The following is a 17,495-nucleotide window of genomic DNA, read 5'->3' on the forward strand; positions in this document are numbered from 1 at the left end:
CCTGCAGCCGATACGACCCAGTTGCAATCGATGGCGCAGGATCTCGCCGCGATGGGCCAGCAGGTCGAGGAGCTCAAAGCCACCATTGCGCAGCTCAAGGCAAGCCAGGCGCAGATGGCACGCGACCTTGCGAAGGCAGCCGAGGCAAAGGCCGCCGAGACCAGGACCGCCGAGCCGAGCCCGCGGCCCCGGGTGTCGGCGCTGACGCCGCCTCCGGTGCGGCCGGCCACGCCTCCGCCCGCCCCGCGCAGGCCGAAGCCGACCACGCCCTATTCGCAGTCCTATTCACCTGCGCCGATGGCGGCCGCTCCTGTAGGGCCGCCTCCGCCGGTACAGGCCGCCGCGCCGCTACCGCCTCAGCAAACCATCGCGGATGATGGCGAGCCGGTGGTGCGCCCGCCGATGCCACTGCGGTAAGTGATGCGCTTCCCGGATGCGGCATACCGCATCCGGGATCATCGCTAGCTCTGATGCGGCCCCCGCATCATCTTCATCGCGTCTTCAATGTGGCGCCACTCCTTGGCTTCCTCGATGTCGCCCTTGCTCTCGCAGGCCTGCGCATTGTGTGCGGCTTGCGCGATCGCGGTGAGACCATGCTTCTCCATCATCTGACGCGCGATCGTGTGGATCTGCATTTCCGAGATCATTTCGCTCTCCCAGGGTTCCGCCACGGCGTTCTTCCGAATCGTCGCGGCTTCCCCATGAAAACGGCTGAACCGAAACTCTCGTTCCTGCCGGAAGAATGGATAATTTTGAGACAAGTTCAGGCATTGGTTCCACCTGGAGTCGCGTTTCCCCGTAGTATCCCGTCCGCAATCTCCCCGAATATTAAGCCCCTCTTCCGCCTGCTATTTTCAGCGCGAATCGCAATCGCAGGAGGCGGACATGGCGCGGGTCTATTTCCACTGTTCCAATTCCGAGGGCGCATGCTTCGACCAGCGCGGCGCCGCCGTCGAAAATCTGGCCGAGGTGCGCGCCCATGCCGCCCGCGTCGTCCAGTCGCTGATCATGCTGCAGGACCCGGAAGACTGGCGCGACTGGACGCTGCATGTCAGCGACGATCTCGACGAGGAAATCTTCGCCCTGCCGTTTTCGTCCCTGCTCGGCAGGCCGCACTGAGAGGTCGCCATGCTGGCCATGCAACCGCTGCTCCGACGCCTGACCGAGATCGTGACCCGCTGGCGGGGTCTGCTCGGCCTTGCCCACAACCGCTACCGCCCCGAGCTGCACTACATGCGCGGCCCCGGCCCGAAATGGCACGCGAAGCATAGCGCGTAACCCGTAGAACGGTAGGGTGGGCAACGCGCAGCGTGCCCACCATCAAGAGTATCGCAAGTAACGGTGGGCACGCTTCGCTTTGCCCACCCTACAATCGCTACAACTCCCCCAGTTCCGGCGGCTCGAACCAGTTCGTCAGCGATAGCCCGCCGTCGATCACGATCGCCGCGCCCGTGACGTAGGCCGATATCCGGTTCGACAACACCGCCAACGCCAGCGGCGCAAGGTCGTTGGCCTCACCAAGCCGGCCGAGCGGAATGTGTCTGGCAAGCGCGGGATCGGCGACGAAGCCGCCGGCCGCGATTGCGCCCGGCACCAGCGCGTTGACGCGGATGCCAAAGCGGCCGAACGTCTTGGCCAGTTCCTTCACCAGCATCGAAAGCCCGGCCTTCGCCGTCGAGTAGTGCGGCAGATTGCGCGGCGTGCCGGCATGCAGCGAGGTCAGCAGCAGGAACGAGCCGCCCTCCTTGTCGGCGATCAGCTTTCGCGCCAGTTCGCGGCAGAGATGAAATCCGGCTTCAAGATTCACCGCATGCATCTGCGCCCAGATATCAGTGGTAACGCCGAGCGCATGGTCGCTCTCGCGCCGCGGCGGCGAGGCGCTATGCACGAAATGCGTCACGCCCCCGAGTACGGCGGCAGATTCCGCCAGCAGCGCCTCGCGCGCGGCGGGATCGGCAAGATCGCCAACCCACGGCATCGCCAGTTCCGGCCGCGCCGAGGCCTTGATCGCCGCGGTCACCGTGTCCCGGTTCACATCGGCAAACACCGTGCGCACGCCCTCTCCCACCAGCGCCTGCGCAATCGCGCGGCCGATGCCGTTGCCTGCACCGGTGACGAGCGCGGCCTCATGCGCGGGATCGAATGGCTTTTCGAAAAGGCTCATGGCGGTCGCTCCCGATGGCGTTGGACCACCAAGGTTGGCGCAACCCGCCCTCCTCCGCAACGTTCAAACGAAAATGGGGCGGACCCGCCATGTCCGCCCCACACGTGTCCGGCCCCCCCGGAGTGACGTCGTTCGGGATCAGGACCCCGGCGACCATTTCCAGATGATATCTGACACGTTGACCGGTTTCGGAATTAGCCCGAGCTTTGCGAAACGATCCGCAATCGCCTGCTGGCTCCTGACGACGTCGTCATCGACCGGGACGACGCGATAGTTGGAGCGGGCGACGAAACGTTTGACGGCGTCGATATCCACGCCGGTCGCTTCGGCTTGCGCCTTCGCGACCTCTTCGGGATGCCGCTCCGCCCACTGTCCTTCCGAGGAAAGCACCGCGTTGAGTTTCGTGACCAGCGCCGGATGCTTGTTCACGAAATCCGATCCGGCGATGTAGAATGCGTTGGGCTTGTGCACGTCCTTGTCGAACGCGATGACCCGCGCGTTCTCCTTCAGCTCGGCCAGTGCCAGATAGGGATCCCAGATCGACCACGCATCGACCGAGCCTTTCAGGAAGGCCGCAGTCGCATCGGCCGGCGCGAGCGGCGCCGGCGTGATATCGCCATAGGAAAGCCCGGCCTTCTCCAGCGCCGCGACCAGAAGGTTATGCGCACTCGATCCCTTGCCGAAGGCAACGCGCTTGCCCTTGAGATCGGCGACCGTCTTGATCGGCGAGTCCCTGGGAACGATGATTGCCTGGGTGTTGCCATCAGATTTGACCGCGGCCACGTATCGTATCCGCGCGCCACCCGCCTGCGCGAAGATCGGCGGTGAGTCGCCGACGAAGCCGAAATCGACCGCGCCGACATTGATGGCCTCGAGCAGCGGCGGACCGAACTGGAAATCGATCCATTTGATCTCGATGCCGAGCGGCTTGAAGGCGTCCTCGACCGTGTGGCGCTGCCGCACAGCCGGAAAGAATCCACCCTTCTGCGTGCCGATGCGTATTTCGGCAGGCCTGTCCGCTGACTGCGCCTGCGCGGGTGCCGCCGCAAGCGATGCGGCGATCACTGCGCCGGCGATGATGCCTCTTCTGGTGATGATCATGCTTTCTTCCTTTGATGTGATCGAGCCGACGGTTCACGGCAGCGAATGCGCGCGGGTTTTCGTGGTCCCCAGCATCGCCCTGGCCGCGTGCTCCGCCACCCGGGCGGAGCTGAAATCGCGGCCGTCGAGACGATCGAAGGCACGGTCGGAGGAGAAAAACGTAAAGCCGCGCTCGTCGCCGGCGACGATCCCGGCGGTGCGGTCGTGAACTTCGATGATGTAGGCTTTGGACATGGCTGTTCGTTCGCCGAATATCGGCGCTCCTGTCGAATGAGTGATCGCGGGATTTGTTACGTGCGGATCAGCAACAGGCGCCGGTCGCCGCCGAGACGCAGCGGCGGGTGATGCGCTTGCGCATATCGCCCACGGCCGGCTTTGGATTCGATCTCATGCGGTGACCTCGATTGGCGAAAAGCAGCATCAAATATCCGGCCGTTCGCCGGATTGGTCAATGAAATGGCTATCCAATGTTTCTCGCCCGACACCAGCGCCCTTCTCCGCAACGCGCGCAAAACGAATGAAACCATTTTCGGACGTTGCAAGTTATCGTGCCTGCCGATCCGCTCGGGAGCACACGCTGTGGCATGCGTCTCAATTTGGCGCACGCCTGCACCGTCAGGTTGCTTCCGCCCGTTGTGAAATCGGCCTAACCTGTCCCGGCAATCAGCGGGAGGCCAGGCATGCAGACCCGCGTTCGAAAAGTTGCCCACGTTCTGGAACGCCTTGGGCTTGCGATGGCAGGCGCGGCGAGCGGATTGTTTGTGGCTGCATTGGTCGGAACGAGCCATGCTGCGCTCACCAACCAGGCCTTCCTGCTCCTGATGATGATCGGCGGCGCCATCGGCTTTTACCTCGGCATCGATACGCCGCCCCTTCCCATCAGCGCCGTGAACGCACCGCGCGTCGACGGCGTGTGGGTCGGCAAGATCGACGGACCGGAACTGCTCAGCGCCGTCGGCACCTTCCTCGCGGCGTTCTCGGCGTTCGCCTGCGTCGGCGTCATCGTGCTGCGCCAGGATCCGCATGTGGGATGGATAGGGATGATCATGGCCGGGTGGATCGTCGGCGTCACCATGCAGATCGTCGCCGGCGCGATCGCCCGCCTGCGCCGCTGATCAGGCAGGCCGTCCGACCTTCAGCCCTCTTCTTCGAGCGTCAGCACCAAGCCTGTCAGCGCCGAACCGATGCCGAACATCAGGGCGTAGGTCGTGACCAGCATAACGGTCGTCTGAACCGGCGCGGTGCTCTTGGCAACGAGGTCTCTGACATGGAAGGCATCGATGAGGCTGAGCAACAGGACCATCGACAGTCCAAGCGCCACGCCCATCAGGAAATGGGTGAGCAGCGCGTTGAACAGTGACTTTTCCGGACGCATGGGCCGTGCCTTCGGCATGATGCCGGGCCAACGCGCAGCCGGAGAAACTGGTTCCTGCGCGAGAACAGAATTCGTCCTGCGCTGCGCGCGCGTCGGCTCCCGTGCATTTGCCAATTGTTAAGCAAGCGCCGCTACGTCCATCGGCATTCCCAAATATCTCCACAATATCTTTTAGTAAGAACACATCGTTTTCGAGAAAGGAGAATTTGTCATGCGGCTAGGGCAAGCGATCTTCTTGGGTTCGGCGGCTGCGCTCCTCACTTTGGCGGCGCCGACGCTCGCCAGGAACTCAAACACCAATTCCCACACGGCGAAGACGAGCGAAGCCCCCGCTTCCGCCGCCTGCCATGCCTATCAGCAGGAAGCCGACGGCACATGGACGCAACTGCCGTGTCATGCGATGGGTTCCAAGGCCTCGGCCCAGCCGCGCGCCGCTGCAAAGGATGCAACCGACGAAGCGCAGTGAGTGGACGTTACATCTCCTTGTCCACCGGTGCGTAGGGTGGGCAGAGGCACTCTTCCGCCGTGCCCACCATCTTTCAACGAGCATACGCCTTGGCGGTGGGCACGCTTCGCTTTGCCCACCCTACTACTTACGGACTTCGCTGAGCCAGCCAATCGTCGAAGCGCGTCGGCATGATCCGCGCGCCGTTGTCCGGCACCAGCGTGCGCAACGCGAGCGGTGCGCCGAAATACGGTACGTCGGCGCCTGCGACGACCTTGCTGGTATCGCCCTGCTTGCGCAGCCAGCGGCCGACGAAATCCGCCATCGGCGCCGCTTCGGGACCTGCGACCTCGCGGATGCCGCCGACAGGATCGCCAACCGTCACATCGGCCAGCGCCAGCGCGACCTCATCGGACAACAACGGCTGCATCAACTGGCTGGAGACATGGACCGCGCCGTCCTTGCGGCCTGAATCCGCAATCGCGCCGACGAAATCGTGAAACTGGGTGGCGCGCAGGATCGTATAGGCCAGGCCGGCATTTTCGATCAGGCGCTCCTGCGCCAGCTTGGCGCGGAAATAGCCGCTACCCTCGAGCCGGTCGGTGCCGACGATCGATAACGCCACGACGTGCCGCACGCCGGCCTGCTTCGCCGCCGCGATCAGGTTGCGCGTTCCCGTCTCGAAGAAGTGCAGCACCGCCTTGTCCTCGAACGAGGGCGAATTCGACACGTCGACGACGACGTCGGCGCCCGCCAGCGCCGCCTGCAGGCCCTCCCCGGTCACGGCGTTGACGCCCTTGCTCGGCGCTGCCTGCAAGACCTCATGGCCGCGCGAACGCAGCAACGGAGCCAGTTTCGAACCGATCAGGCCGGTACCACCGATGATAACGATCTTCATGTTGCTTGCTCCTCTCTCCTGAGAACCGCAGAAACCCCCGTTAAATCAAGACGAAATGGAAGGCACTGATGTGACACGCCCGGCCGTAACTCTGGATTAATTAGCACCACTTATACTGGTGGTCCGCACTCCCAGACCCGCGCAAATGGCCTGAAATCCCATGAAAATCGGTACCCTCCTCACCGCTGCCATCGTCTCGCTCTCCGCCGTCGGCGGCGGGCTCGCCGTCTATGTGGCGGTTTCGAAGTATCAGACCATGGACAAGGTCTCGCTTGCGCAGAGCCGGCTCGAGGTGGTGCGCGCGGTCGGCGACATCCCGCGCTACATGAACTCCGAGCGCGGCTTCTCAACCAACATCCTGTACGGCCCGCCCGCGGTCGATCCGGCGGTTCGGAAGGAACTTAACGAAAAACTTCGCAAGAACACCGACGGCGCCCGCGACAAGATGAACGCGGTCCGCAAGAACCTGTCGGGCGGGCTCGACGATGCCGCCGCGATCGGCAGCGGGATCGACGAACTGAACGTGAAGTTCAACGCGCTCCGCGCTGCCATCGACAAGGCGATCGACGGTCCGGCCGAAGCGCGCAAGGATGCCGCCAGAAAGATCGTCGCCGACAACGCCGTGTTCAACGCCGCGGTGACCAAGCTGCTCGACGAGCAGGTGCGCCGCATGGCGCAGCTCGACGGCGATGCCTATCGCCAGGCCGTCTATGCCAACATCGCCTGGAACCTGCGCGACGTCGGCGGCTACAACGCCAGCATCCACAAGAACCTCGTCGGCGCCAATCGCGCCGCCACCGAGGCTGAAAAGATGGAATATTCGCGCTCTCAAGGGCGCGCCGACCAGATCCTGATGTCGCTGCAGGAACTGCGCGGCAATCCGGCGACGCCGCCCAATGTGGCCGCAGCGCTGGAAAAGATGAACGACGCCTATGTCGGCCGTTTCGGCAACGAACTGAAGCTCGTCAAGGAAGGCGCAGCTTCCGGCAAATACCAGCACGATGTCGACTTCTTCTACAACGAATCCCAGAAGGGCCTCGGCGCTGTCGTCGAAGTCCGCAACGCATTCTACGACAACGCCGAATATGTTCTGGGTAATGCCTATTCCGCCGCGCGCTTCAGCTTCCTGATCGCGCTCGCCGGCCTCATTGCGGTTAGTGTTGCGAGCGCTGCGCTGATCGCGATGGTTCGCCGCCGCGTCTGCGGCCCGATCGTCGACCTCACTTCCACGATGTCGCGGCTGGCCAGCGGCGACGTATCCGGTGACATCGCCGGCGCCGGGCGTTCCGACGAGATCGGCGCGATGGCTGCGGCGGTCGGCGTCTTCAAGGATAACATGATCCAGGCCGAACGCCTTGCTGCCGAGAAGGCTGCCGAGAGCGACGGCAAGATGCGCCGCGCCCAGGTGCTCGACGAACTCACCCGCGCGTTCGAAGCCAAGGTCACCGAGCTGGTCGGCGGGCTTTCGGCGGCATCGTCCGTCATGGAGGACACCGCGCAGTCGATGTCGTCGACCGCCACCGCCACCAACCGCCAGGCGGCGATCGTCGCCGCCGCGTCCGAACAGACCTCCACCAACGTGCAGACGGTTGCCAGCGCCACCGAAGAACTGACCTCCTCGATCTCCGAGATCGGCCGGCAGGTCGCGCAATCGACCGAAATCGCCTCCCGCGCGGTCGAGAACGCCCGCCGCACCGGCGAGACCGCCCGCTCGCTTGCCGAGGGCGCGCAGAAGATCGGCGACGTCGTGACGCTGATCCAGAGCATCGCCGCGCAGACCAACCTGCTCGCGCTGAACGCGACCATCGAAGCCGCGCGCGCCGGCGACGCCGGCCGCGGCTTTGCCGTCGTTGCCTCCGAAGTCAAATCGCTGGCCGGCCAGACCGCAAAGGCGACCACCGAAATCTCTGAACAGATCGCCTCGATCCAGACGGCGAGCGACCAGACCGTAACGGCGATACAGAACGTCGCCTACGTGATCGCCGAAATCGACCAGATCGGCACCGCCATCGCAGCGGCGATCGAGGAACAGGGCTCCGCGACCAAGGAAATATCGCGCAGCGTGCAGGAAGCCGCGCGCGGCACCCAGGAGGTCAACTCCAACATCACCGGCGTGCAGAAGGCCGCCGACGACACCGGCGCCGCCGCCAATCAGGTGCTGGGCGCAGCCGAGCAACTGTCCTCGCAGTCCAAGGATCTCGCCGGCCAGGTCAACCGCTTCCTCTCCGAGGTGCGTGCGGCATAGCTCCGGCGGCCGAGCTGTCACATTGATCTGTTCGCGATCGGCGTCCTGCCGTGATAAGGGACGCCGCAAGGCGGCAGCGGGTCGCCCGATGAAGGACGACCGATATGCATCAGGCTGCCCCCTCACGCCCGAAGCTCGCCGAGACGGTCATCGAGCCTACCGTCAAATTGCGCGAGACGACGGTCGGCCGTTGCTGCGAGATTCTGGGCGACACAGCAATCGAGTACACCGCGCTCGGCGACTACTCCTATCTCGGTCCGGGCTGCATGGTCGCCGATGCACAGATTGGCCGGTTTTGCGCGATCGCGGCACAGGTTCGGATCGGCGCCCCGAACCATCCGCTCGACCGGCCGTCACAGCATCGTTTCACCTATTGCCCTGAATATTACACCGCAACCGCGCAGCGCGATCACACCTTCTTCAAGCAGCGGCGTGACGATCGCGTCGTGATCGGCAACGATGTCTGGATCGGTCATGCCGTCATCGTGATGCCCGGGGTCAACGTCGGCGATGGCGCCGTACTCGCGGCTGGCGCCGTGGTCACCCGCGATGTGGCGCCATACACCATCGTCGGCGGCGTACCGGCGCGGCAGATCGGGGAACGCTTCAATCGGAACATCGCCGCGCAACTCTCGCGGATCGGGTGGTGGAATTGGCCTCCGGAAACCATCTGGGACCGCTTGCCGGAGTTTCAGTCCGGCGACGTCGAGGCATTCTGCGCCCGCTGGGATAAGGTTAAGCCCAGCCCGCCTCAGTCGGCGAACCTGACATAGCGGACGAAATCGCTGTTGGCTTCACGGTCAGACCGCACCGCATTGGCGGGAAAGCTGTCGCGGGGGCATCATGCGCTCGGACATCGTGCGCGTCTCGAAATCCATCCGTTGCATTCCCATAAATCAGTCCCTTTTGAATCGATAGTCGAAGCGGTTGCCGTCCGCAGTGATCAGGCCGACGGTCGGCGCCGGAAAATGGATCGGCAGGATCAGCGTGTCGGTGCCGGCGACGGAGGCGAAGAACTTGCGCCGCGAGATCGCCGATTGTTTCGGATCCCAGTCGGGCTTGGCCGACCATTCCGGCTCGCGGCACTGGATCACGTGATGCATGAGATCGCCGGCCACCACCGCGCGCTTGCCCCGTGAGAAGATGTTGACGCAGCAGTGACAGGGCGAATGCCCCGGCGTCGGCGTCAGCGTGATGGTATCGTCGAGGGCGTAATCGTCGTCAACCAGGACGGCCTGCCCGGCCTCGACGATCGGCAGGCAGTTGTCTCGGAAGACCGTTCCGGGCGGGTTGGCGCCCCTGGCATGCTCCGCCTCCCACGCCGCATATTCTCTCTTGTGAAATATGTACTTGGCATTGGGAAAGGTCGGCACCCAGCGCCCGTCGCGCAGCGTGGTATTCCAACCGGTGTGGTCGATGTGCAGATGGGTGCAGAACACGTAATCCACCTGCTCGTAGGCAATGCCGAGCGCGAACAGCTCGTTGCGCCAGCGCTCCTTGCCCGGAAAATCGAAAGGCGGTGGATGACCCTTGTCCTCGCCGGTGCAGGTATCGACCAGAATGGTGTAACTCGGCGTGCGGACCACGAAGGTCTGGTAGGTGATGACCATCAGCCCCAGCGCGGCGTCGAACACCTCGGGCTCCATGCCGGCGAGGTGATGCCTGAAGACCGCTTCATCATAAGCCGGAAAGAAATCCTGCGGCCGCCGCCACGGCCCCTCGCGCTCGATCACCGCATCAATGGTGACGTCCCCGATCCTGAGTTGCTTCATCCCGGCTTCGCTCCCCGTTTTGAAACAGCCTAACGGGCGAGTTCAGCGCGGACAAGCTGCGCGCCGGTTGCAGCACCCACACGTTAAGGCATTTGCTGCTTCCCGCCGCAAATCGAACAGAAAGGCTGCCTAGCGAATGCCCCTCTCACGCGGGGGCAAGCCTTGAACAAGAAGCTCAAATATGCCGCGACGGCTATCGCAATTATCGCGGGCGCGATCTACCTCAACAACACCAATCTTCTCGCCGAGCACCATGGCGGCAAATCCGTCCTGCTCGCCCATCGCGGCATGGCGCAACGCTTCGACGAGCGTGACCTGAAGAACGACACTTGCACGGCAGCCCGGATGTTGCCACCGACGCACGAGTATCAGGAGAATACAATCAGCTCGATGCGGGCGAGCTTTGCAGCCGGCGCCGATATCGTCGAGCTCGATGTTCACCCGACGACAGACGGCGAGTTTGCGGTGTTTCACGACTGGACGCTGGATTGTCGCACCGACGGGCACGGCGTCACGCGCGAGCACTCCATGGCCTATCTGAAGAAGCTCGATATCGCTCATGGCTATACCGCCGATGGCGGCAAGACCTTTCCCTTCCGCGGCAAGGGCATCGGCCAGATGCCGACGCTCACCGAAGTGCTGACAACCTTCCCGCAAGCGCGGCTATTGATCAACGTCAAGAGCCGCGATGCGTCCGAGGGGGAGAAACTGGCGGCCGCGCTGGCCAAGCTGCCCGCCGAGCGCCGCACGCAGATCATGGTCTATGGTGGCGACGAGCCGGTCGAAGCCGTGCGCAAGCGCCTGCCGGAGATTCGGACAATCTCACGTGCGTCCATCAAGAGCTGCCTGCTTGGCTATATCGGCTACGGCTGGACCGGCCTGCTGCCGAAAGCATGCAGCAATGCGATGGTCATGGTGCCGATCAACGTCGCGCCGTGGATGTGGGGCTGGCCGGACCGCTTTATCAACCGGATGAAAGTGGCCAACAGCGAAGTCTTCGTGCTCGGCTCCTATCGCGGGGGCGGATTTTCCAGTGGCATCGATACATCAGAGCAGTTTGCACGCCTGCCGCAAAATTTTTCCGGCGGCATCTGGACAAACGAGATCGAGGTGATTGCGCCGCTCGTTCGCAGATAGCCTCTAGCCCGGATGAAGTTCGTAGCCCGGATGGAGCGAAGCGAAATCCGGGGTTCTCGCCGCTGGCTAAACCGTTCCCGGATTGCGCTTCGCTCCATCCGGGCTACGGCATTAACTCCGCAATCCCGGCGCTTCCTGCCCTGTGCGCGCGACATATTCGGTGTAACCGCCGCCATATTGGTGGATGCCGTCGGGCGTCAGCTCCAGCACGCGGTTGGAGAGCGCCGCCAGAAAATGCCGGTCGTGCGAGACGAACAGCATGGTGCCCTCGAACTCGGAGAGCGCGCCGATCAGCATCTCCTTGGTCGCGAGGTCGAGGTGGTTGGTCGGCTCGTCCAGCACCAGAAAGTTCGGCGGGTCGTAGAGCATTTTCGCCATCACCAGCCGCGCCTTCTCGCCGCCGGAGAGCACGCGGCACTTCTTCTCGACATCGTCGCCGGAGAAGCCGAAGCAGCCCGCCAGCGCGCGCAGCGAGCCTTGTCCGGCTTGCGGAAAGGAATCTTCCAGCCACTCGAACACCGTGCGCTCGCCGTCGAGCAGATCCATGGCGTGCTGGGCGAAATAGCCCATCTTGACGCTGCCGCCGATCGCCACCGTGCCGTCGTCGGGCTCGGCCGAGCCCGCCACGAGCTTCAAGAGCGTCGACTTGCCGGCGCCGTTGATGCCCATCACGCACCACCGCTCCTTGCGGCGGATCATGAAATCGAGCCCCTGATAGATGCTGCGGCTGCCATAACCCTTGTGAACGTTCTTCAGGCTGACGACATCCTCGCCCGAGCGCGGCGCCGGCATGAATTCGAACGCCACCGTCTGCCGCCGCTTCGGCGGCTCGACGCGCTCGATCTTGTCGAGCTTTTTCACCCGACTCTGCACCTGCGCCGCGTGCGAGGCGCGCGCCTTGAAGCGTTCGATGAACTTGATCTCCTTGGCCAGCATCGCCTGCTGGCGCTCGAACTGGGCCTGCTGCTGCTTCTCGTTCAGCGCGCGCTGCTGTTCGTAGAATTCGTAATTGCCGGAATAGGTCGAGAGCGTGCCACCATCGATCTCGACGACCTTGTTGATGATGCGGTTGATGAACTCGCGATCATGCGAGGTCATCAATAGCGCGCCTTCATACCCTTTAAGAAACTGCTCCAGCCAGATCAGGCTTTCGAGGTCGAGATGGTTGCTCGGCTCGTCCAGCAGCATCACGTCGGGCCGCATCAGGAGAATGCGCGCCAGCGCTACCCGCATCTTCCAGCCGCCCGACAGCGCGCCGACGTCGCCTTCCATCATCTCCTGGCTAAAACCCAGACCCGACAGCGCCTCGCGCGCCCGGCCGTCGAGGGCGTAGCCGTCGAGCTCCTCGAAGCGGTGCTGCACCTCGCCGTAGCGGGCGATGATATCTTCCATCTCGTCGGCGCGATCCGGATCCGCCATCGCAGCCTCGAGTTCCCTCAACTCGGCTGCCACGACGCTGACAGGGCCGGCGCCGTCCATGACTTCAGCAACTGCACTGCGGCCTGACATCTCGCCGACATCCTGGCTGAAATAGCCGATGGTAATGCCGCGATCGAGGGAGACCTGGCCTTCGTCCGGCAGTTCCTGGCCCGAAATCATCCGGAAAAGCGTGGTCTTGCCGGCCCCGTTCGGGCCGACGAGACCGATCTTCTCGCCCTTCTGGAGGGCTGCGGAGGCTTCGATGAAGAGAATCTGGTGGCCGACTTGCTTGCTGACGTTATCGAGACGGATCATTGGGGCCTGAAGGGGGAAATCGCTGCGGCCGCTGCTTAGGACATCGCAGCCGCACCTTCAAGTTCCGTAAGACTCCGGCGATGCAGTTCCCGAAAAATCGGCCAGAAACCCTTGCGGTTCGCCGCGCGTTGACCCCGCAGCACAAGCGAACCAACAACGGGAGCCCGCAATGACCAAGTCTCCGCCTGTCCCGCAGGACAATCAAAGCCACAAGGGTACCGGCGACCCCAAGTCCGGCAATGCCCATCAGGCCGCGAAGGACCGAGGTCGTACCGAAAATCCGGAGCAGCAGGGCCAGCAGGGCAACACCGCCCAGAACACCACCCATCAGGGCCACCGGCAGGATCGCTAGCGAGGGAGGAGCGCATATGAGCCCCAAGCACGTGAAACTGAGCAAGCCGACCGACGCCGACCTGCATCGCAATCCGCTGATCGGCGGTTCGAAGGGCGCCGCGATGGCGCAGGTCACGCCGGATGAGCTGGAGGAGTTCGAAGGTGCCAATACCTTTGAGGGCGACATCGAGAACGACACCAATGCTCAGGGCGGCATCGACAAGGCAGAGGTTCGCGACCGGCGGCGCGGGCCGCCGCAGAACGAACGGGATTGCGGCCCACGGAAAACGACACTTCAGGGCAAGAAGACGCATGAGCAGCAACTGCGCATGCTGGAAAGGAAGCCTGACGTGCCCGATGCCAGACAGGTCGAGGATGACATCGCGCGGACGCAACGCGAGGGCGGCGCAAACATCGCCAAGCGTGAGGGCCGTCAGTCCGAATTTGCGGTGAGCCGCGGCGGCCTCAACCAGGAAAGCCAGCACAACAAGCACAATCATCCCGGGCAATCCGGCCACAAGCCTCAGAAGCCACAGGGATAGAATAGCGACACGTCAGGTCACAGGTTGATCACGCCGAGCCGCGCCGCGTGCGTGACCGCGTCGGTACGGCCGGTGGCGTCGAGCTTCTCCAGCAGCGAACCGACATGGAATTTGGCGGTGTGAACGGATATTCCGAGCCGTCGCGCAACGGCCTTGTTCGATGCGCCCTCCGCCAGCAGCAGGAGCACATCGCGTTCGCGCGGCGTCAGATCGACCTCGGCCGGCTCAATGACGGCCGCGCGGTCGCGTGACACGAGCGCGACCGTCGCTTCTTCTCCAGCTAGCGCCAGGCGAATGCCGGCTACGCCGCTGAGCAGCGATGCGAGCCGGTCCGCCGTCGCCGCATCTGCGATCTCGATCGCGACCACGATCATCGGCGACGCTGCGCCGTTCATGGATCTGCCCTTTCGCCGATCCTGAGGCTGACCTGAACCGGCTCGCCGGCACGTCTGATCGCGACGTCGACGACCGAGCCGATGCTGTCGGGACCAAGGGATCGTAGCAGCGATCGGACGCCCCCGAGCTTTTCATTGTTCCACCCGACGATGATGTCGCCCTGCCGAATGCCGGCGGCAGCCGCAGGACCTGCCCTGTCGACACTCATCACCATCGCGCCGAGCCCGTCGTCGAGTTCGACGGGCTGCAAACCAACGCCGAGATAGCCGCGTGCGATCCGGCCATGGGTTTCAAGCCTCGCGGCAATTCGGTCAATGGTGGCACTCGGAATTACAAGCACTCGTCGCACGCCCTGAACGACCATGCCGACAGCTTCGCCGGAGGCATTAAGGACCAAGCCACCCTCATGACGACGCCGCAGTCGCACGTCCAGTTCGATCCTTGCGTCGATCTCCCCACCCCGCATGCTGCGCCAGCGGCTGCCAACCAGCGAGACCATGCCAAGCGCCGCCGTCGTAACGCCCTGCTCGGCCGCGACGACGACCGCTAGCGAACCGAGATCCGGGACGATGGATGAAAGCGCGACCGGCGCGCTGTTCCCGATATCGACGCGCAGCACGGCAATGTCGGTCGTATGGTCGCGTCCAGCGATGCTCGCAGGCCGTTCCGACCCGTCGGAAAACCTGATCGAGACGTCGCCTTCATCGGCCAGGGGCTCATCGGCCGTCACGATCAAGCCGGGCTTCCAGATAAAGCCGGAGGCTCGCGAGCGATGGGAATGCACCGAGACGATCGCGGATTTTGTCCGGGCGACCATGTCGGCAAGGGCTGAGGATATCGCGGGAAGGATTGGTGCGGTTGGGTCAGTCATGGCGAAGAACTCCTGGATCGTCGCTTCAATCTGGGAGTTCGGATCGCGTTAAGGAACTAGCCTCATGGGGAGGCAGCAACGATTGCTGAATGTTCCCGCGCCACGGCTCTCAAGCGCCGATGGCAAATCGACTGTCCAGAAATTTTCTACGAGCGGATCTAGGCCGGCCGCATCAGTTTCAGCGTCGCGGCCAGCCGCAGGCTGCGCTTGCCGGCCAATGCAATGGCTTCGAGTTCGGCTCCGGCATCGTCGCAGGTGCCGGCAAAGCCGATTCCCACCTCATGGCCGCCGAATACGGGATTCTCGCCCTTCGCCGGCGTGTGCTCCTGGTTGAGAATCTCGCCCTTCCAGCGGCCGTCGGCCGAAGCGTAAGAGCCGAGGTAATAGAAGAATGCGTCGCCGCCGAGGATACGGCCGTCCAGCAGCAGCATCACGCCTGACAGACTAGCCTCGATCCCGTCGAGCGCGCGGAGCTGCAGGGAATAGAGGCCGTTGGTAATACCGCCCGGCCCGACGGTGCCGACCGGCGGCAGCGCCTCGTCGTCGAGCCGCGTCAGGTCGGCCCAGAACAAGGCGCCCGGCCGCGGTGCGGCGCTGCCCTCGAAGCGAATCTTGTTGTCGTTCAGCCTGCCCCGCACGCTGATGGCGGCGACGTCGGTGTCCATCAAGGGCTTGTAGTAGGGATCGTCATTATGGCGCTGGGTGATGACCTCGCCGACAATCTCCCCGCCGGTTTCCTGATAGGTGCCGAGATGGGCAAAGGCGGAATTACCGCCCAGCATCTTGCCATTGTGCATGCACATGATGCTGCGGCCGAACGCGTCGTTCACGCCGTACTCAACCTTGTAAAGCCCGTTCAGCAACGGAAAATGTCCTGATATCGAAAATGTCTGGCGGGGGCTTAGCACCGCCGCAGGCGAGGTGCCAGCCGCGAATTAACGCAGGTTCAGTGCCGCTTGAAATATTGTACGGCCCGTTCGTGCTTTTCGGCCGCCGCGCGCGATTTGAAGGTTCCAAGGTTACGCCGCTTGCCCGTTTTCGGATTGATTTTGCGGGAATAGAGCCGGTATTCGCCTGACTGCAGCTTTCGGATCATGGCCAGCTCCGCTTATAGGCGAGCCCCGTCCTTGTCATAATCGCGCCGCCGCCCCTCTTGTTCCGATCCGGCTATTCGCGTTGTCTTCGGCTTGCAATGCCGGATCGCTCCGCCGGCACGGAATGAACGGGGGATCACGTGCAATATTTCTTCTATCTCCTCGCGCTTGGCGCCGGCGTCAGCGTGGTCACGCAGCAGATACTGAATGGCAGCCTGCGCACCGCGCTGGATTCACCCGCATGGGCGGGATTGGTGAGCTATGCCGGCGGCCTCCTCACCATGATCGTCGCGGTGATCGCGCTCGGCGAGCGCGTGCCGTCCTGGAAAACAATGGCCGACGTGCCCTGGTATGCGTGGATCGGCGGCGTATTCGGCGGCGCCTTCATCCTGCTGGCGATCCTGCTGCTGCCCTCGCTCGGCGCGGCGACGCTGTTTGCGCTTGTCATTGCCGGCCAGGTACTCGCCGCCATGACGCTCGATCATTTCGGCGCGTTCGGATTGACGCCGCACCCCATCGGCGCCGCGCGGCTCGCCGGCGCGGTGCTGTTGATCGCCGGCGTCGTGCTGATCCGGGAATAAGTGTCAGCGCTGCAAACTTGATGGCCGTGGCGATGTCGGAGGCCGCAATATCGGACACGCCGTTCGCATCGGCCGGCTTGTCTGGATCGGCGGGGTTGCTTCGAAGGGCCGCCAAATTCAAGGATCGAGCCCGCTCTCGCGCAGCAGCGGAGCGACATCGGATGACGCGAGATAGCGCAGCAGCCGATCCGCCTCGCCCGCTTGCTGCGATGCCGCCATTCGGCCCGCCGAAAACACCGCAGGCGTCTGCAGGTCGCGCGGAATGGGCCCCACCACCTCGATGCCGCCGACCTGCTTCAACTCGCTGATCTGCTGGACCGCGAGATCGGCCTCGCCGGTTACGAGCCGCTCGGCGGTGAAGCCTTGCGGGATGATGACGGCGCGGGCGTTGATGTCGGCGGCAATGCCGAGCCGATCGATCAGCTTGGCGAACAGGATGCCACTGGCGCCAAGCCGCGAATAGGCCACCGAGCGCGCGCCGAGCAACGCCGCGCGCAGCGCAGCCTCGCTTCCGATATCGGGATGGGCCGCCCCTGCCTTCACGGCGATGCCGACCCATGAGCGGGCCAGGTCCACGCAGCTATCCGCGGCCACCCGTCCCTCGCGGGCGACCTCGTCCAGCCCCTCGCGGGTCAAGATCACGACGTCGGCGGCTTCGCCCGCGCGCAAGCGCTCCAGCAGCGCCAAGGTGGGCGCGAAATCGGCATCGATGCGCGCGCCGCCGGCCGCCTGATACTGGCCGGCCAGGCCGTGGACGGCGCCCTTCAACGCCAGCGTCGAGAGCACGCGGATGGCATCGCTCATCGG

At 64.0% G+C, this 17,495-nt stretch carries 24 protein-coding genes and 1 pseudogene; 11 read left to right on the forward strand and 14 right to left on the reverse strand.

The features are described from left to right. Positions 1-417: pseudogene (locus CQ12_RS45395) on the forward strand (hypothetical protein); the annotation flags it as partial. Between the two features lie 44 nt (positions 418-461). On the opposite strand, the gene CQ12_RS35495 reads toward CQ12_RS45395, so the two are convergent. Continuing rightward, on the reverse strand, positions 462-647 hold the full coding sequence (locus CQ12_RS35495) for a hypothetical protein (RefSeq protein WP_057840049.1): 186 nt from the start codon (positions 645-647) through the stop codon (positions 462-464). A 238-nt stretch (positions 648-885) separates the two neighbouring features. Here CQ12_RS35495 and CQ12_RS35500 point away from each other — a divergent pair, with 238 nt between their 5' ends. Both CQ12_RS35500 and CQ12_RS45400 read left to right on the forward strand, forming a co-directional pair. After that, complete coding sequence (locus CQ12_RS35500) at positions 886-1,119, forward strand: DUF6894 family protein (protein ID WP_057839913.1); 234 nt, start codon at positions 886-888, stop codon at positions 1,117-1,119. A 9-nt stretch (positions 1,120-1,128) separates the two neighbouring features. Then, positions 1,129-1,278 carry a hypothetical protein gene (locus CQ12_RS45400; RefSeq protein WP_198164341.1) on the forward strand — a complete coding sequence of 50 codons (150 nt, stop codon included), beginning with the start codon at positions 1,129-1,131 and terminating at the stop codon, positions 1,276-1,278. Positions 1,279-1,375: 97 nt separating this feature from the next. Here the strand turns inward: CQ12_RS45400 and CQ12_RS35505 are convergent, their stop codons facing one another. The 4 genes from CQ12_RS35505 to CQ12_RS44530 all read right to left on the reverse strand — a co-directional run bounded on the left by CQ12_RS35505 (position 1,376) and on the right by CQ12_RS44530 (position 3,750). After that, on the reverse strand, positions 1,376-2,164 hold the full coding sequence (locus CQ12_RS35505; RefSeq protein WP_057839914.1) for an SDR family NAD(P)-dependent oxidoreductase: 789 nt from the start codon (positions 2,162-2,164) through the stop codon (positions 1,376-1,378). 138 nt (positions 2,165-2,302) lie between these two features. Continuing rightward, a complete protein-coding gene (locus tag CQ12_RS35510; RefSeq protein WP_157088690.1) occupies positions 2,303-3,262 on the reverse strand; it encodes an aliphatic sulfonate ABC transporter substrate-binding protein in 960 nt (319 codons plus the stop codon). 36 nt (positions 3,263-3,298) lie between these two features. Next, a complete protein-coding gene (locus CQ12_RS35515) occupies positions 3,299-3,499 on the reverse strand; it encodes a hypothetical protein (RefSeq protein ID WP_057839915.1) in 201 nt (66 codons plus the stop codon). A 56-nt stretch (positions 3,500-3,555) separates the two neighbouring features. After that, positions 3,556-3,750, reverse strand: a complete 195-nt coding sequence (locus CQ12_RS44530) for a hypothetical protein (protein ID WP_157088681.1) — start codon at positions 3,748-3,750, stop codon at positions 3,556-3,558. Between the two features lie 195 nt (positions 3,751-3,945). On the opposite strand from CQ12_RS44530, the gene CQ12_RS35520 reads away from it, so the two are divergent. Then, positions 3,946-4,380, forward strand: a complete 435-nt coding sequence (locus CQ12_RS35520) for a hypothetical protein (RefSeq protein WP_057839916.1) — start codon at positions 3,946-3,948, stop codon at positions 4,378-4,380. 20 nt (positions 4,381-4,400) lie between these two features. Here CQ12_RS35520 and CQ12_RS35525 read toward each other — a convergent pair whose 3' ends face one another. Further along, positions 4,401-4,640, reverse strand: coding sequence for a hypothetical protein (locus CQ12_RS35525; protein WP_157088682.1), 240 nt, complete (start codon positions 4,638-4,640; stop codon positions 4,401-4,403). Positions 4,641-4,851: 211 nt separating this feature from the next. On the opposite strand from CQ12_RS35525, the gene CQ12_RS35530 reads away from it, so the two are divergent. After that, positions 4,852-5,106 carry a hypothetical protein gene (locus CQ12_RS35530; protein ID WP_057839918.1) on the forward strand — a complete coding sequence of 85 codons (255 nt, stop codon included), beginning with the start codon at positions 4,852-4,854 and terminating at the stop codon, positions 5,104-5,106. A gap of 127 nt (positions 5,107-5,233) precedes the next feature. On the opposite strand, the gene CQ12_RS35535 is transcribed toward CQ12_RS35530, so the two are convergent. Further along, positions 5,234-5,983 carry an SDR family oxidoreductase gene (locus CQ12_RS35535; protein ID WP_057839919.1) on the reverse strand — a complete coding sequence of 250 codons (750 nt, stop codon included), beginning with the start codon at positions 5,981-5,983 and terminating at the stop codon, positions 5,234-5,236. Positions 5,984-6,143: 160 nt separating this feature from the next. On the opposite strand from CQ12_RS35535, the gene CQ12_RS35540 reads away from it, so the two are divergent. Then, complete coding sequence (locus tag CQ12_RS35540; RefSeq protein WP_057839920.1) at positions 6,144-8,228, forward strand: methyl-accepting chemotaxis protein; 2,085 nt, start codon at positions 6,144-6,146, stop codon at positions 8,226-8,228. A gap of 104 nt (positions 8,229-8,332) precedes the next feature. Continuing rightward, positions 8,333-9,001 carry a DapH/DapD/GlmU-related protein gene (locus tag CQ12_RS35545; RefSeq protein WP_057839921.1) on the forward strand — a complete coding sequence of 223 codons (669 nt, stop codon included), beginning with the start codon at positions 8,333-8,335 and terminating at the stop codon, positions 8,999-9,001. 123 nt (positions 9,002-9,124) lie between these two features. Here the strand turns inward: CQ12_RS35545 and CQ12_RS35550 are convergent, their stop codons facing one another. Continuing rightward, positions 9,125-10,000, reverse strand: a complete 876-nt coding sequence (locus CQ12_RS35550) for an MBL fold metallo-hydrolase (RefSeq protein WP_057839922.1) — start codon at positions 9,998-10,000, stop codon at positions 9,125-9,127. 162 nt (positions 10,001-10,162) lie between these two features. Between CQ12_RS35550 and CQ12_RS35555 the strand changes: the two genes are divergently transcribed. Continuing rightward, a complete protein-coding gene (locus tag CQ12_RS35555; RefSeq protein ID WP_057839923.1) occupies positions 10,163-11,137 on the forward strand; it encodes a glycerophosphodiester phosphodiesterase family protein in 975 nt (324 codons plus the stop codon). Between the two features lie 111 nt (positions 11,138-11,248). Here CQ12_RS35555 and CQ12_RS35560 read toward each other — a convergent pair whose 3' ends face one another. Continuing rightward, complete coding sequence (locus CQ12_RS35560; protein WP_057839924.1) at positions 11,249-12,871, reverse strand: ABC-F family ATP-binding cassette domain-containing protein; 1,623 nt, start codon at positions 12,869-12,871, stop codon at positions 11,249-11,251. A gap of 169 nt (positions 12,872-13,040) precedes the next feature. On the opposite strand from CQ12_RS35560, the gene CQ12_RS35565 reads away from it, so the two are divergent. Both CQ12_RS35565 and CQ12_RS47000 read left to right on the forward strand, forming a co-directional pair. Beyond that, a complete protein-coding gene (locus CQ12_RS35565; RefSeq protein WP_057839925.1) occupies positions 13,041-13,223 on the forward strand; it encodes a hypothetical protein in 183 nt (60 codons plus the stop codon). Positions 13,224-13,239: 16 nt separating this feature from the next. Beyond that, a complete protein-coding gene (locus CQ12_RS47000) occupies positions 13,240-13,746 on the forward strand; it encodes a hypothetical protein (protein ID WP_245310301.1) in 507 nt (168 codons plus the stop codon). A gap of 17 nt (positions 13,747-13,763) precedes the next feature. Here the strand turns inward: CQ12_RS47000 and CQ12_RS35580 are convergent, their stop codons facing one another. The 4 genes from CQ12_RS35580 to CQ12_RS44540 form a co-directional block, all read right to left on the reverse strand. Further along, entirely contained in the window at positions 13,764-14,141 is a 378-nt protein-coding gene (locus CQ12_RS35580) for a response regulator transcription factor (protein ID WP_057839926.1), read from the reverse strand. Continuing rightward, positions 14,138-15,013: a S1C family serine protease gene (locus tag CQ12_RS35585; RefSeq protein WP_057839927.1), complete on the reverse strand. Its 876-nt coding sequence runs from the start codon at positions 15,011-15,013 to the stop codon at positions 14,138-14,140. Before CQ12_RS35585 ends, CQ12_RS35580 begins: the two co-directional genes overlap by 4 nt. Positions 15,014-15,171: 158 nt before the next feature. Further along, complete coding sequence (locus tag CQ12_RS35590) at positions 15,172-15,876, reverse strand: GrlR family regulatory protein (RefSeq protein ID WP_057839928.1); 705 nt, start codon at positions 15,874-15,876, stop codon at positions 15,172-15,174. Between the two features lie 83 nt (positions 15,877-15,959). Beyond that, positions 15,960-16,109, reverse strand: a complete 150-nt coding sequence (locus CQ12_RS44540; protein WP_141686549.1) for a hypothetical protein — start codon at positions 16,107-16,109, stop codon at positions 15,960-15,962. Positions 16,110-16,247: 138 nt separating this feature from the next. Between CQ12_RS44540 and CQ12_RS35595 the strand changes: the two genes are divergently transcribed. Continuing rightward, entirely contained in the window at positions 16,248-16,688 is a 441-nt protein-coding gene (locus CQ12_RS35595; protein ID WP_057839929.1) for a DMT family transporter, read from the forward strand. Between the two features lie 117 nt (positions 16,689-16,805). On the opposite strand, the gene CQ12_RS35600 is transcribed toward CQ12_RS35595, so the two are convergent. Then, complete coding sequence (locus CQ12_RS35600) at positions 16,806-17,492, reverse strand: substrate-binding domain-containing protein (RefSeq protein ID WP_057839930.1); 687 nt, start codon at positions 17,490-17,492, stop codon at positions 16,806-16,808. Positions 17,493-17,495 lie beyond the last annotated feature (3 nt).

It is taken from the genome of Bradyrhizobium jicamae (assembly GCF_001440395.1).
GTDB classification, from domain to species: Bacteria; Pseudomonadota; Alphaproteobacteria; order Rhizobiales; family Xanthobacteraceae; genus Bradyrhizobium; species Bradyrhizobium jicamae.

Coding starts and splice junctions, on each gene's coding strand:
- CQ12_RS35530 (WP_057839918.1), top strand. CDS start 4,852: ATGCGGCTAGGGCAAGCGATCTTCTTGGGTTCGGCGGCTGCGCTCCTC.
- CQ12_RS35540 (WP_057839920.1), top strand. CDS start 6,144: ATGAAAATCGGTACCCTCCTCACCGCTGCCATCGTCTCGCTCTCCGCC.
- CQ12_RS35525 (WP_157088682.1), bottom strand. CDS start 4,640: ATGCGTCCGGAAAAGTCACTGTTCAACGCGCTGCTCACCCATTTCCTG.
- CQ12_RS35600 (WP_057839930.1), bottom strand. CDS start 17,492: ATGAGCGATGCCATCCGCGTGCTCTCGACGCTGGCGTTGAAGGGCGCC.
- CQ12_RS35580 (WP_057839926.1), bottom strand. CDS start 14,141: ATGAACGGCGCAGCGTCGCCGATGATCGTGGTCGCGATCGAGATCGCA.
- CQ12_RS45400 (WP_198164341.1), top strand. CDS start 1,129: ATGCTGGCCATGCAACCGCTGCTCCGACGCCTGACCGAGATCGTGACC.
- CQ12_RS44540 (WP_141686549.1), bottom strand. CDS start 16,109: ATGATCCGAAAGCTGCAGTCAGGCGAATACCGGCTCTATTCCCGCAAA.
- CQ12_RS35500 (WP_057839913.1), top strand. CDS start 886: ATGGCGCGGGTCTATTTCCACTGTTCCAATTCCGAGGGCGCATGCTTC.
- CQ12_RS35520 (WP_057839916.1), top strand. CDS start 3,946: ATGCAGACCCGCGTTCGAAAAGTTGCCCACGTTCTGGAACGCCTTGGG.
- CQ12_RS35505 (WP_057839914.1), bottom strand. CDS start 2,164: ATGAGCCTTTTCGAAAAGCCATTCGATCCCGCGCATGAGGCCGCGCTC.
- CQ12_RS47000 (WP_245310301.1), top strand. CDS start 13,240: ATGAGCCCCAAGCACGTGAAACTGAGCAAGCCGACCGACGCCGACCTG.
- CQ12_RS35515 (WP_057839915.1), bottom strand. CDS start 3,499: ATGTCCAAAGCCTACATCATCGAAGTTCACGACCGCACCGCCGGGATC.
- CQ12_RS35585 (WP_057839927.1), bottom strand. CDS start 15,013: ATGACTGACCCAACCGCACCAATCCTTCCCGCGATATCCTCAGCCCTT.
- CQ12_RS35560 (WP_057839924.1), bottom strand. CDS start 12,871: ATGATCCGTCTCGATAACGTCAGCAAGCAAGTCGGCCACCAGATTCTC.
- CQ12_RS35550 (WP_057839922.1), bottom strand. CDS start 10,000: ATGAAGCAACTCAGGATCGGGGACGTCACCATTGATGCGGTGATCGAG.
- CQ12_RS35565 (WP_057839925.1), top strand. CDS start 13,041: ATGACCAAGTCTCCGCCTGTCCCGCAGGACAATCAAAGCCACAAGGGT.
- CQ12_RS35535 (WP_057839919.1), bottom strand. CDS start 5,983: ATGAAGATCGTTATCATCGGTGGTACCGGCCTGATCGGTTCGAAACTG.
- CQ12_RS35545 (WP_057839921.1), top strand. CDS start 8,333: ATGCATCAGGCTGCCCCCTCACGCCCGAAGCTCGCCGAGACGGTCATC.
- CQ12_RS35495 (WP_057840049.1), bottom strand. CDS start 647: ATGATCTCGGAAATGCAGATCCACACGATCGCGCGTCAGATGATGGAG.